The organism is Nitrosomonas supralitoralis, assembly GCF_003011925.2.
In the GTDB taxonomy this organism is placed as follows: domain Bacteria; phylum Pseudomonadota; class Gammaproteobacteria; order Burkholderiales; family Nitrosomonadaceae; genus Nitrosomonas; species Nitrosomonas supralitoralis.
This window is the reverse complement of record NZ_PXXU01000001.1, coordinates 1-14,280: the sequence shown is the minus strand read 5'-3', so window position 1 is coordinate 14,280 and position 14,280 is coordinate 1. Positions and strand designations below refer to the sequence as shown.

Genomic DNA, 14,280 nt, shown 5'->3' with positions numbered 1-14,280 from the left:
CTTAAAGAGACTGTCGGTTTTTAAAGTAATTATTAGGAGCTTATTATGCATAAATTGTTATTAATCTTTCTAATTTCAATATCTGCTTTGCTTTCAAACAATATTTATGCGGAAAAAAAACAGTCGAATAAAGAAGCTGATATTGGAAAACCTGGTAATCCAGCAGAAATATCCCGGACAATTAACATTACTTTGTTAGATAACATGTTTTTACCTCCAGAACTTATTGTTAGTGAGGGCGAAGTAATTCGGTTCGTTTTAAATAATCGTGGTAATAATACGCATCAATTTTTGATTGACTACGCAGATGAACTAAAAAAAGCTGCAAATACGAAACAAAGAAATAAATATTTAATGCGAATAAAACCAGGTGAAAAGGAGGAATTGATATGGCAATTTGCTAATCCGGGAACAGTTGATTTTGCTTGCCCGTTAAAGAATCATTTTAAGACGATGCGTGGCCGAATAACTGTAATAGCTAAAAACTAGGAGATGATGTCGCTTAGCTTGCAAGATAAACTCATTAAGTATAGGTAAGTAATTGTAGGCTATCTGAATATTTTGTATTGGAAGTTGCAGAGTGATTTCTGTGTCAATTATCCTAAGGATTCAACCTGAAAGTAAGGTGGTCGTGTTCGGTATATTAAAATCCAATGTGTTCCCCACCAGCACAAGTTGGACAAAATAACCTAACGACCTAAGAAACAATTTTAGTTTCTTGCTGCTATTGCTTAAAAAGCATGATGATTAACGACAGTTAAAACGCAAATAAAGAGATATTCGTCGCACATCAAATAACAGTTTTGATCGATTGCACATGAAATTCAACTGACGCTTTACAAATAAATGCTTGCGATAGCAAAAGACAATTTTTTAGCATAGGTTGCCCTTCAGGAGCTAACCTTGTAATACCGTTTTTCATCTTCGATCAGCTCACAATATAATTGCTGGTAATTATCTGTACAGACAGAGGAACAATTAATGATGCACAAGGATGTAGAGATCTTGGATAAAACAGTTTGTTATAAAGGCTTTTTCCGCATAGATCGTTACCACCTGCGTTATCGCCTGTTTAATGGCGATTGGAGTCAACCGATTACGCGCGAATTATTCGAACGCGGTCATGCGGCAGCGGTTTTGCCTTACGATCCGGTTAGAGACGAAGTAATCCTGATCGAACAATTCCGTGTTGGTGCCATGAATGCGCCATACGATCCTTGGCTATTGGAAATCGTCGCTGGCATTATTGAACCCGAGGAAATAGCTGAAGATGTGATCAAACGCGAAAGTATCGAAGAAGCAAACTGTAATATCACTGATTTGATTCCATTGTATGATTATCTGGCCAGTCCTGGTGGTATGACAGAACGGATTGCGTTGTTCTGCGGCAGGACGGATACAACGCTAGCAGGCGGCGTATATGGCGTAACAGAAGAAGGTGAGGATATCAAAGTCCATGTCGTCTCCCTTGAAACAGCACTGCAGCTTTTAAAGTCGGGAAAAATCAATTCGGCCAGCGCCATCATTGCATTACAATGGTTAGCATTCAATCGCGATCTTGTGCGAGCGCAATGGTGCCTGGGAGATACCGAGCATAAATAACTAAGCGTCACAAAGCAAAGCGAACGCCATCTATTTTTCTGCAGAAATCATACAACGTGAAGTTTGGCTTTATTATCGAGGTCTGAGAAAAGAGGTATTTGCGGCTAGAAAAAAGATTGTGTCGCCATATTGACGCTAATTCTAGCGAAGAACCACTTGCGAGAATTGCTTTAGCAATAACGCTTGGAGTAATCTTTTAGTTTTATTTTTTTTGCTCGGAAGATGGTGTATCTATTGCTTGAACTTTAACAGCCTTCTTAAAAGACCCAACTTGCGGTGGCAAGGTCAGATCAGTTCTCTTAAATGAAATTAAGAACAAAACGCTATAATCGTTATAATGCGTTTCAGCAAAAAAAGGAGAAGTCGATACGATGAATCGGTTTGATGGAATCTCAGAAATATCAAAGTAAAATTTTACAAACCCTGTTTGATATTGTGCTTTGAAGAAAGCCAATTCTGGAGTTGCAAAAGGAATCACCAAACTCTGTATTGGTGGTACCCCAAAAAAAGTTTCACCAAACTCTGTTCCAAACGACTCTACAATCACACCGATGCGGTGTGTGGCCTTATCAATATCACCTTGAGCATGATAGCCTTCTTCGCCAAACCACCCAATCATGACATGATAACCTTGTTTCCCCAACCATCCAGCCAAGACTTGACGCACAATATCCTTATCTTCACTAATGCCTGAAGTATCGAGTATTACATTCGCACCCCGAGGAATTGGCAATGGGCTATCGAGTTCATCCGGAAGGCTTTTTATAACTGCTTCACTAAGTAACAATTGTTCAATTGCTGACCTGGCAGTTTGGGTTGTTTTGTGAGTTGTTGCACATGCTGACAATATTCCAAGAGTAATCAGGCTTAGAATTGGTTTTTTTAAAAATAGATTCATAATATTTTACTCTCGAGTTGCATATAAAGATCTGACAGGGTACAAGAAATCCTGTCATGTACGAAATACTAATTCAGTATACGAAAACGATATTTAGTTGAGTGTGTGCTCGATCTGCAAGCGGAAATGCCAAATTAACTGTACCGTATCTGGGTAATATTACAGAATGAATAATTCGGTAATACGTAATACTTACAAACCTCATCGATTTTTATGCAGAAGCATATAACATTCGGGAGGGGTAATTTCAGTCAGCCATTATCGAGATCTGAAAAAATGGGTCTTTGCGTCTTGAAAATAGATTGCATCATTAGTATACAGACGCTAATTTTAGCGTAGGCCGTCCTGCGAAAGATAATTTTGCGATACAGATCAAATTGAAGCAGAAGGGAAAAATTGGAAAATTTGCTAAACTGGCCTGTCAAGGTTTAGTAGATTCATTAGACTACTTCAGAGTGGAACTCATACAAATAGGAGAATATTCTAGATCTATTAATCTTACATTTCTAGATCAACTATTCTAGTTTATTGAAGATCCGAAATCAGTCAAGAATTCTTGACGAAATCCTGTTTTTCCCTCCAATTCACAATTAATATAAACCTCTTTAGCGAGTATGTCTGTCGTCAATTTACATTCTTTGGATATCGCAGTCATTGCTGGCTATTTTATTTTCGTCATAGCCATGGGTTGGTGGGTTTACCGCAATACGAGAACCGGTGACGATTATTTCCTCGCGGGCAGGACGTTGAGCTGGTCGGTGATCGGTTTTTCACTTTTCGCATCGAATATATCGTCGACTACCTTGATTGGGTTGATGGGCACGGCGTATACCACAGGTATATCGGTGGCCAACTACGAATGGATGGCGGTTTTCATTCTGGTATTCATGGTGTTCTTCTCTATCCCGTTCTACTTGAAATCGGGAATTCGAACGATTCCCGAGTACTTGGAGAAGCGATACAGTCGGCGTTGCAGGACGTATTTCTCGACGTTGAATATATTTCTCATTGTATTTGTGGATATGGCGGCAGGTTTGTATGCTGGAGCCATGGCTTTGCAGCTTTTTTTTTCGGGGCTTGAGCTTTGGCAGTTGTGCGCCATCATTGCGGTGGTTGCGGGATTTTATACCGCTAGTGGTGGGCTCAAAGCGGTCGCCTATACCGATGTGGCTCAAGCGGTGATTCTATTGATCGGAGCATCGGCAATTACATATGCCTTACTCGCCGAATTGGATTTTGACTGGATTTTAGCATTGGCTCAGTTGCCGAAGGAACAGCTTTCGTTGATCCGTCCACTGAACGATCCCACGCTGCCATGGTTGGGCACGCTAGTGGGTGTGCCAATTATCGGATTTTATTTCTGGTCGTGCAATCAGTTCATTACGCAACGAATTCTGGGAGCACGCAATATAAAACATGCCCGCTGGGGCGCCTTGTTCGCGGGATTTCTTAAGGTGATGCCTCTGTTCATTATGATCATTCCCGGAGCTCTAGCGTTGCTTGTCTTTCCGGATATTGCAAACGGAGATTTGGTCTTTCCCACATTGATGGTGGAATTGCTGCCTGCCGGGATGCTGGGGTTGGTGTTATCGGCATTGATTGCCGCAGTCATGTCGAGCGTCGATTCGAGTCTGAATTCGGCGTCCACTTTGATCACTTTGGATTTCATTGAGAACCCATCGAAGCCATTGAAGCCGGAACAGACTGCGAAAATCGGGAGGATTCTCACTTTGATATTGATGACGATATCTGCGATCTGGGCACCGTGGATTGAGCACTTTCCGGGACTGTGGTTTTATTTACAAGCAGTGCTTGCTTACGCGATTCCTCCGGTAGTGGTGGTGTTCCTTTTTGGGATGCTATGGAAACGGGGCACTGCTAAAGCTGCGTACGTAACGCTGTGGGTGTCTCACTTAAGCGCTGCTGGGCTGTTTGTCCTGACTATGGGAGGTTTTCTGTCATTGCATTTTACCTATGTGGCAGCAATTTTGTTTGTTGTAGGAACTATAGTGTATGTCGCTGTAAGTCTTGCGACGCCGCAACCGACCGCAGATCAATTAAGAGATCTTTGTTATAGTAAGGGCGCAAGCGATGAAGCTGAACAAGGAGATGTCGCATTGTGGAAGGATTACCGCTGGCAGTCTGCGGTTCTCGTTCTATTCACATGCGTGGTGGTTATTCTGTTTTGGTAAGTCGGGATGCGTTCTAAGTTTTTAATCACTTTATTATGTGAAACGAAGTTTAGTTGTATCCCGTCAGAAAAAATTCTAAATAAGAGCACCGATGTAGACAAAGAAAGATTGGGTTATCAGCCATCAGTAGAATTTACATAACGATACTATTCCGTTTGGTCGCTGCTTAACCATATGCATTCCATTCTTGACAGCACATATCACGTGTATCTCAGATCCAGATAATGTAAAGCATAAAAAGTGGGATGGGATGTTGACATTTAGATTCAGCTATGTAGAATAATTTTAGTCTTGTGTTAATAATTTGCTTAAATATTGTTTTTGATAATTGATTTTTATCGAGCTAATCAATCAAAATTCAAATTACAAGACAATGCAGAGGGAAACTAGGGTTCCGGCTTTTTAAATGAAAGCGCTTGGTCCGAGAGTTTCCGGCCTCACTAGTAACGAGGTTCCACGGAGGGATAAAAGCCCGGGAGATAAAATAACATATTTTTATATGTTACGTTCTCATTAATCCGTTGAACAAAGGAAACTTCGTTATGCCTTTAGTATCGAAACAAAATACTCCTACCCTCCCTGATAATGATGCAATCGTGCCCGACATGCTCCATCGTAGCATGAGTATATGGCACAGCTTTACCCTTGGTTTTGCTGTCGTTTCACCAGTAGTAGGCCTCTATGCCATTATTGGCGTACAAACCAATGTGACTGGTGGGGGCTGGTTTGCCGCATTATCCGTTTGTTTGTTCATGCAGTTACTGGTGGCAACCGTTTATGCAGAGTTGTCATCACAATTTCCAATTGCCGGAGGTGCCTATAAGTGGGCACGCCAGCTTGGTGGAGTCACTGCCGGTCAGTACGCAGGTGTAATTTACGTTTGTTCAACCATTGCGATGCTGACCACGACTGCTTATACCGGTGGAATCTGGCTCGGCACTTTTTGGGGATCAACGGATGGCGGCGGCGGCATGATGGTATTTTGGGGTGCTGTATTTTTGCTACTTTGCTTGTTCCTTAATCTAGCTCATGTAAGTGTTTTTAAGTCAACGATTGCACTGGGGGTATACGCAGAGATCATTGGCTCTTTTGGTATTGCAGTGCTGTTGTTTTTTTTCTTCCGTCAGTATTCTTTTTCTGAATTATTTCAGCATTTAGGCACGGGGACTGCACCTACCGAGACCGCTGCTTTTTTGGCAGCACTTGCCATTGCAGGATGGGCTTTTATTGGTTTTGATGCCTGTTCTACCACTGCTGAAGAAACCCATCAACCCAAGCGCATGGTCCCGCGTGCGATTTTTCTGGCTCTGAGTGCAGTGGGGGCGGTCGTGCTGTTCAATTCCGCTTCACTGATATTAACCTTCGATCATGACGCGCTGGTGAATTCCAGCAAAACATCCGATCCAGTTACGCCCCTGATTGCGGACAGTTTTGGAGCCTGGATTGAAAAACCCTTTGCAGCCATTGTTATGATCGCTTTCCTTGCCTGTGGGGCCTCTGTAGTCAAGTACACTTCCCGTATTGTCTATTCCATGGCGCGTGAAGGCAATATGCCCGCCGTGCTGAGTCAGGTGACAGCAGATAGAACGCCACGGAATGCAATACTTTTTACAGTATCACTGGCAGGTCTCGGCTTGTTACTTGGACTGAATGATGGCGCTGTAGCGACGGTGATCGCTTTTGGTACCGGCGGCTTATACGCCATGTTTGCTATGACGACGGGTGTCGGTCTATTTGCCCGACTTACTGGACGCTGGAATCCGGCGCTGGGAGAGCTGAAATTGGGTGTCTGGGGCTTGGTAATCAATATATTAGCTTTTCTCTGGTCAGTATTCGAGCTCGTAAACATTGCCTGGCCGCGTGCTTATGCAATCTCTGCCAATGCGCCTTGGTGGCAACTATGGGCGATTCCTCTTGTGTTAGGCAGCATTTTAAGTGTAACCACTTTATATGTTTTTACGAATAAGATTCGCAAAAATTCAAAGTATTCGTTTTAAACAGGAGCCAATAATGAACCGACACAATACATTGCAATGGGAAACAAATATTCCGGGTGGCTGCCACTGGTCAGGCATCGTGCGCAGGGGTACGACTTTGCGCCTGCTGGATATAGAGGGCGGGGCGAATGCCGCTGTGCTTTTCTTTAATCTGGAAGAAAAACTGGAACGCTATAACATGGCTGATACGCTCAAGTCGCAGCATACGTTTAGACTTACCAAGGGCCATGCCTGTCATTCTGACATGGGGCGTATTTTTTGTTGTATTACTGAAGATACCGCGGGATGGAACGACACGGTATGCGGCTTAAGTGATGCTGAGTTGATTCGGCAGAAATATGGTATAGGACGATATCAGGAACATCGTAATCAAATGTTCCGCAGTGGGTTGGATGGGATGCTGATCGAATTGGGAAAGTGGGGACTGGGTATGCGCGATATTGTGTCCAACATCAATTTCTTCAGCAAAGTGACTGCTGATGAATCGGGCGCGCTAACATTTCATAAAAATAATAGCAAAGCAAACGATTATGTTGACCTGAGTTTTGAAATGAATACGTTAATGGTGCTATCTGCGGCGCCGCATCCGCTTGATCCAGCAGAAATCTATCAACCAGGTGCCATCCGTCTGGCGATGTTTGTCACACCAATCGATGTAAAAAATGAATGTGCGCAAATCGCTGAAAATCTACGTGGCTTGCAAAATACACAGCATTTTTATGCCTGTAGTGGAGGTGTTTTATGAATATGCAGACTTTAACAGAAAGCAGACTTGATCCCGCTTCCGCTGTAGTGAACGAAATTTGCGCGGCGGGTGAACCGTGGGTCAAGAAGGTGAATAAGGGGCAAACATTTCGGATTGTCGATGCGGAAGGCAATCAGGCGGTCGATACGTTATTCTTTAATGCCAATCACGCGCTGGAACGCTATAGCGCAACCGACACGATATGCCGCCAGAACAGATTGTATCTGACTTCTGGCAGCAAGCTTTATTCCAACTTTGGCAATGTGATGCTTACTATTGTCGCGGATACCTGTGGGCGACATGATACGCTAGGCGGTGCCTGCGCTGCGGAAAGCAATACGGTGCGCTATGCGCTGGAGAAATACCCGATGCATAGTTGTCGTGACAATTTCTTGCATGCGCTGGCACATGATCCACTCTGTGAACAGCTTGGCATGGGAAAACGTGATCTGCCCAGCAACATCAATTTTTTTATGAATGTCCCAGTAACAGAACAAGGCGAGCTCGAATTCGTTGATGGTATTTCGGCACCAGGCAAGTATGTAGAGATGCGAGCTGAAATGGACGTCATGGTATTGATCTCGAACTGTCCGCAATTGAATAATCCTTGCAATGCCTATAATCCAACACCGATTCGATTATTGATCTGGTATTAATTCGATCAGTCGATAAATAGAATCCATCAAAAATATCTCGAAGGAAGCAAGGAGATGAGTATGTTTGAGAAAGTATTGATTGCCAATCGTGGTGCGATTGCCTGTCGGATTATCCGGACATTGCGGCGGATCGGAGTGAAGAGTGTCGCGGTTTATACCGATGCAGATGCTTTGTCGCGTCATGTAATTGAAGCGGATGAAACATATTGCATCGGTAGCGGAGTTGCCGCCGAGAGCTATCTGCGCACGGATAAGATTCTTGAAGTTGCCCATCAAGCCGGCGCACAGGCAATTCATCCGGGCTATGGGTTCTTGAGCGAAAATGCAGCATTTGTCGATCAATGTGCGGAACAGGGTATTTGCTTTATCGGCCCTAGTTCTCAGCATATGCGCACATTTGGTTTGAAGCATACAGCACGTAAGCTGGCACTGCAGAGTCAAGTACCCTTGCTTCCCGGAACAGATTTATTGGAAAGCATTGAGGATGCACGGCGTGAGGCATTACATATTGGTTATCCGGTGATGCTGAAAAGTACTGCTGGTGGCGGCGGCATTGGTATGCGTTTATGTTGGAATGCGGATGAGCTAAATGATGCCTATGAGTCAGTAAAATATCTAGCGCAAAACAATTTTAAAGACGCCGGGTTGTTTCTGGAGAAATTCGTCGAAAATGCCCGCCATATTGAAGTACAAATCTTCGGCGATGGTAAGGGTGGGGTGGTTGCGCTGGGTGAGCGCGATTGTTCAATGCAGCGCCGCAACCAGAAGGTGATAGAAGAGACGCCCGCACCCAATCTAACGCCGCATTTGCGCCAGACTCTGCTAGAGGTTGCAGTGCGCTTAGGTAAGACAGTCAATTATCAATCCGCAGGCACGGTAGAATATATTTTTGATGCAGTCAGTGGCGAATTCTATTTTCTCGAAGTGAATACCCGCCTTCAGGTAGAGCATGGCGTGACTGAAGAAGTGACGGGCATTGATCTGGTGGAATGGATGGTATTGCAAGCTGCTGGCGAATTGCCGCCACTAGATTCGTTTGAAATAAAGCCATTAGGGGCTGCCATTCAGGTGCGTGTGTATGCTGAGAATCCGGCCAGAGATTTTCAGCCTTCCAGCGGCACACTAACTGGCGTGACATTTCCTTCTTCCGCACGCATCGAAACCTGGGTGGAACGCGGTGTCGAAGTCTCTCCGTTTTATGATCCGATGCTGGCAAAAATTATTGTGCATGCGCCAACGCGTGAGCAGGCTATCGTCAATCTGTTAGGCGCGTTGGACGTTACAGAATTGCATGGTATTGAAACCAATCTCGATTATCTCAGGCAAATTTTACATACCACAGCGTTTGGCAAGGGTGCGCACACTACAAGCTTCCTGAATGGATTTTATTATATTGCACATACGATTGATGTAATGAGCCCTGGCGTACAAACTACGGTGCAGGATTATCCGGGACGAATAGGCTACTGGGCTATCGGGGTGCCGCCCTCAGGACCTATGGATGCGCATGCGTTTCGCCTGGCCAATCGTCTGGTAAGTAATACCGAAGATAAGGCAGGGCTTGAGATTACCTTATCGGGGCCGACGCTGCGCTTTAACTGCGATAGTATCATTGCAGTAACAGGTGCGCCGATTGAGGTGCGCCTGGATGGTGAGCCATTGATGCTATGGCAATCCCATGCGGTTAAAGCGGGCGCATTACTCCAAATTGGAAAAATTAGCGGTCATGGCTGCCGTGCCTACCTAGCCGTGCAGGGTGGCTTCCAGGTGGCAGAATATTTAGGTAGCAAATCTACTTTCATGTTGGGTCAATTTGGGGGGCATACCGGGCGAACCCTGCGAACCGGCGATGTGCTGCGCATTATTGCGAACCAGGACCATTTCTTTCAAGCATTGCCACACGCGCTGATCCCGCACTATAGTAATAGCTGGGAAATAGGTGTGATGTATGGTCCGCATGGAGCACCGGATTTTTTTACAGCTGAAGATATCGAGGAATTCTTCGTTACAGTATGGAAAGTACATCATAATTCCAGTCGTACCGGTGTGCGTTTACTTGGACCAAAGCCACAGTGGGCGCGAAGTGATGGGGGTGAGGCAGGATTGCACCCATCCAATATTCATGACAATGCTTACTCAATTGGCGCGGTGGATTTTACTGGAGATATGCCGGTTATATTGGGGCCAGATGGTCCCAGTCTGGGTGGTTTTGTCTGCCCAGTTACCATTATCCATGCTGAGTTATGGAAGATGGGGCAACTGAAACCGGGCGATAATGTCCGCTTTCACTTGATGAGCGTGGAACAGGCGCTCCTGCTGGAGAAATCTCAGAATGCATCTATTCAACATTTGCGGCTGACAACACCCGCTTCTGTTCTGACATTGAGCGCTGCGAATGCAGTGTCATTGAATAGCCCCATACTGCGCGTTATTGCGGAAAGTGCACAGCAGGTGCAGGTAGTTTATCGCCAGTCTGGGGATAAATATCTGCTGATTGAATATGGACCATTGGTACTCGACTTGAATTTGCGTTTTCGTGCCCATGCACTGATGGAATGGATACAAAATGCACTTGATTCAAGTCGCCTTGAAGGGATTATCGATCTAACGCCAGGGATTCGCTCATTACAGATTCATTTTGATTCACTTGTATTATCTCGCGACAAATTACTGGATTTTCTGATCGATGCAGAAAACCAATTGCCGGCGATTGAAGACATGGAAGTGCCCACACGTATCGTGCATCTGCCCTTGTCATGGGATGATGCAGCGACGCGATTGGCAATTGAAAAATACACGCAATCGGTGCGTAAAGATGCGCCATGGTGTCCGAGTAATATCGAATTCATTCGTCGCATTAACGGTCTGGACAATATCGAAGTCGTGCAACGAATTTTGTTCGAAGCAAGCTATCTTGTTATGGGTTTGGGCGATGTTTATCTGGGTGCGCCAGTAGCCACGCCGATCGATCCCCGTCATCGTCTGGTCACTACTAAATATAATCCGGCCCGCACCTGGACGCCAGAAAATGCAGTGGGTATCGGTGGTGCCTATCTGTGCGTGTATGGCATGGAAGGGCCGGGTGGTTACCAGTTTGTTGGTCGCACGGTGCAAATGTGGAATCGCTACCGTCAAACGGCTGACTTCAAGGAAGGCAAGCCATGGCTGCTACGCTTTTTTGATCAGATTCGTTTTTATCCAGTAAGCGAACGTGAGCTTCTAGCGTTGCGCAAGGATTTTGTTACGGGTCTGTTCAAGCTGCGGGTGGAGGAAACCACTTTCAGTCTAAAACGATACAATCAATTTTTGCAAGAGAATACTAGATCTATCAGGGAATTTAAAACCAAGCAACAAGCGGCATTTGAGGCTGAGCGCGATCGCTGGAGGCTGTCTGGTCAGGCAGAATATGTCAGTGAAGAAAGTTTAGAAAAAGCCGATGCTCAAAGCGAGTTGGATTTACCGGCAGGTGCCTGTGCAATCAGCTCCCATGTAACGGGCACGGTGTGGAAGCTATTAGTTAGAGAAGGACAGCACGTCACAGCAGGTGATTCACTGGTAGTGATAGAATCCATGAAAATGGAATTTCAAGTGGATGCCACGGTGAGCGGCACTGTAACGCAGATTTCTTGCAAAGAAGGCGGATATGTGTCCAATGGCCAGATACTGCTGATGATTCAAGAAGATTAAATATGGATAACATATTACCCTTAGGCAGTATCGCGTCTTTGATGCAACGCTATGCCAGCGGAAATCTGACACCCAGTCAGGTAATGCGAGCAATACATAATCAAATTCAGAATGATGATGATCATGTGTGGATTCATAAATTACCGTTTGAGGAGTTGTTGAGCCATGCCCACAGAGTAGAAACTAAGGGCGTTAAAGCATTGCCGTTATATGGCGTACCCTTTGCCATCAAAGATAACATTGATTTGGCAGGTGTGCCGACCACAGCGGGTTGCCCTGCATTTGCTTATACGCCTGAGCGCAGCGCAACTGTTGTGCAAAAATTGATCGAAGCGGGCGCTATCCCCATTGGCAAGACCAATCTTGATCAATTTGCAACGGGATTGAACGGTACGCGTTCGCCTTATGGTGCATGCCGCAATGCATTTAAACCCAGCTATATTTCTGGTGGTTCTAGCTCTGGTTCGGCGGTAGCAGTTGCAAAAGGCTTGGTATGCTTCAGTCTCGGGACTGATACAGCTGGCTCTGGCAGAGTGCCTGCCGCCTTTAATAACCTTGTCGGATATAAACCATCCTTCGGCTGGTTATCTACCTTTGGTGTCGTGCCTGCTTGTCGCTCTTTGGATTGTGTTTCTATTTTCGCTTTTACTGCAGCTGATGCGGCGCATGTATTGGCGATGTGTTCCGGTTATGATTCCGATGATATTTATTCTCGAAAGCAAGAAGCATGTGGAACTGATTTCGGCCGGACGTCGCATTTTAGATTTGGTGTTCCTTGTGACGAACAACTCCAGTTCTTTGGAAATGACGAGAGCGAACGCTTGTTTAAAGAATATGTAGAACATCTTCAAGGATTGGGTGGTAAAGCGATAGGAATCGATTTTGATCCTTTTCGGAAGGCAGCACTTCTACTTTACGAAGGTCCATGGGTAGGGGAACGCTACGCGGCAATTCGGGAGTTTTTTAAACTACATAGCGAACAAATAATATCACCTGTAAGAGAAATTATCGCTGGTGCTGAACAATTTTCAGCTGCAGATGCTTATGATGGCTTATACCGTTTGCGGGCACTGAAACGTCAGGCAGATCGTATTTGGAACGATGTGGATTATTTAGTCACGCCCACGGCCGGCACTATTTATACCATTCAGGCGATATTGCAGGATCCCATACGTCTCAACGCTAATCTTGGCTATTACACCAATTTTATGAATCTTCTGGATTATGCTGCAGTAACGGTTCCAGCTGGATTTCAAAACAACGGACTGCCTTTTGGAGTCACTCTGGCGGCACCCGCTCATCAGGATCATGCTCTTTTGCATCTTGCCGCACGTATGCAGCATGCGTTTACGTTGCCGCTGGGCGCGACAGGTGCAATAAATAATAGCCCTCCGAATAGCTTCACAATTTTTTCTGAACCCCGGTCTGATCAAGTACGTGTGGCAGTTTGTGGCGCACATTTATCAGGCTTGCCACTGAATTGGCAATTAACTGCGCGACAGGGACGATTGTTGATGTGTACTGAAACTTCCCCAGACTACAAACTGTTCGCGCTTCCTGAAGATCCGCCTTGCCGACCGGGAATGGTGCGTGTAGACAAGGACGAACAAGGTGTCGCGGTCGAAGTTGAAATATGGGAATTGCCTGTACGTGAATTCGGTAGTTTTGTGGCAGGAATTACAGCGCCACTAGGTATAGGTACTATAACCCTGGCAAGTGGCGAAACGGTGTTGGGCTTTCTATGTGAGCGTTATGCAATAGCAAGTGCCGCTGACATCAGTCAATTGGGTGGATGGCGTAAGTACTTAAAACAACTGAACGGATAGTCGCACGGTTTGCACATTGTACGCAAGAGAAATGTGGAGTAGCTTTGTTATTGTCAAATGCGATTTGTTACTCTAGATCCAGAGATGTAAAATTGGGTTGCATTAGAGTGGTGGTCCAAGAAAAAAATTGCCTAAGCAAATGGATGGGCTACTGTTGAGTCTAATTGTTATTAATAATTTGCATTTATTAATAAAAAATCCCAACACGGCAGGTGGAAAATTTAACTCGAAGAAATTTAATTTTCAGATTGGATCCAAAAATAATCGAACATTGCAGTAGTTGCGATTTGTTCTGACAATCACTTTGTCAAATTGGGTAACTGTTACATCAAATCGCAACTACTTCAGATCAGGAAAAGATTAATTCCAGATACAGGAAGGATAGGCCTTTGGGCAGGCAGATCTCAAGCCGCCTGACGGACTGCTCTTTTGTCTTCTCCAGCTCATTACCTCTAGAACTTTATCAACATATGGGGGAACGCGTTGCCAGAAAATATAATTAGCTTTTAAATCATCGCGTGCAAATACAAGAAGCTCTTGGACAGTTGGCACATGGCCTTTTTTATCACCGCGAGTGTTTAAATAGTTGACCTTCTCAACGGTCGGAGCAATGGGTATAACTCCTGAAAGCTGAGAAAAATAGCGGTATGCTCCTTGAGGAGTATATTGATTACCAC

The 14,280-nt window shown here is 44.9% G+C and carries 9 protein-coding genes, 1 pseudogene and 1 riboswitch; of the genes and pseudogenes, 8 read left to right on the top strand and 2 right to left on the bottom strand.

Going from position 1 to position 14,280, the window contains the following annotated elements:
• The first annotated feature begins 45 nt into the window (after positions 1–45).
• Positions 46–489, top strand: coding sequence for a cupredoxin domain-containing protein (locus C7H79_RS00050; RefSeq protein ID WP_106705259.1), 444 nt, complete (start codon positions 46–48; stop codon positions 487–489).
• A 492-nt stretch (positions 490–981) separates the two neighbouring features.
• Positions 982–1,602 (top strand): ADP-ribose diphosphatase, encoded by a 621-nt coding sequence (gene nudF / locus C7H79_RS00045; RefSeq protein ID WP_106705258.1) that lies wholly within the window; start codon positions 982–984, stop codon positions 1,600–1,602.
• Positions 1,603–1,804: 202 nt separating this feature from the next.
• Here the strand turns inward: nudF and C7H79_RS00040 are convergent, their stop codons facing one another.
• Positions 1,805–2,500, bottom strand: coding sequence for a hypothetical protein (locus C7H79_RS00040; protein ID WP_106705257.1), 696 nt, complete (start codon positions 2,498–2,500; stop codon positions 1,805–1,807).
• Between the two features lie 614 nt (positions 2,501–3,114).
• Here C7H79_RS00040 and C7H79_RS00035 point away from each other — a divergent pair.
• The 6 genes from C7H79_RS00035 (at position 3,115) to atzF (ending at position 13,603) form a co-directional block, all read left to right on the top strand.
• Complete coding sequence (locus C7H79_RS00035; RefSeq protein WP_106705256.1) at positions 3,115–4,692, top strand: sodium:solute symporter; 1,578 nt, start codon at positions 3,115–3,117, stop codon at positions 4,690–4,692.
• Between the two features lie 375 nt (positions 4,693–5,067).
• A riboswitch (guanidine-I (ykkC/yxkD leader) is annotated at positions 5,068–5,173 on the top strand.
• 61 nt (positions 5,174–5,234) lie between these two features.
• A complete protein-coding gene (locus C7H79_RS00030) occupies positions 5,235–6,689 on the top strand; it encodes an APC family permease (RefSeq protein ID WP_106705255.1) in 1,455 nt (484 codons plus the stop codon).
• 13 nt (positions 6,690–6,702) lie between these two features.
• A complete protein-coding gene (locus C7H79_RS00025; protein ID WP_106705254.1) occupies positions 6,703–7,434 on the top strand; it encodes an urea amidolyase associated protein UAAP1 in 732 nt (243 codons plus the stop codon).
• Positions 7,431–8,090 carry an urea amidolyase associated protein UAAP2 gene (locus C7H79_RS00020; RefSeq protein ID WP_106705253.1) on the top strand — a complete coding sequence of 220 codons (660 nt, stop codon included), beginning with the start codon at positions 7,431–7,433 and terminating at the stop codon, positions 8,088–8,090. Before C7H79_RS00025 ends, C7H79_RS00020 begins: the two co-directional genes overlap by 4 nt.
• A gap of 60 nt (positions 8,091–8,150) precedes the next feature.
• Positions 8,151–11,777: an urea carboxylase gene (gene uca / locus C7H79_RS00015; protein ID WP_106705252.1), complete on the top strand. Its 3,627-nt coding sequence runs from the start codon at positions 8,151–8,153 to the stop codon at positions 11,775–11,777.
• A gap of 2 nt (positions 11,778–11,779) precedes the next feature.
• Positions 11,780–13,603: an allophanate hydrolase gene (gene atzF, locus C7H79_RS00010; RefSeq protein WP_106705251.1), complete on the top strand. Its 1,824-nt coding sequence runs from the start codon at positions 11,780–11,782 to the stop codon at positions 13,601–13,603.
• Between the two features lie 360 nt (positions 13,604–13,963).
• Here atzF and C7H79_RS00005 read toward each other — a convergent pair.
• Positions 13,964–14,280, bottom strand: a pseudogene (locus tag C7H79_RS00005) (glycoside hydrolase); the annotation flags it as partial.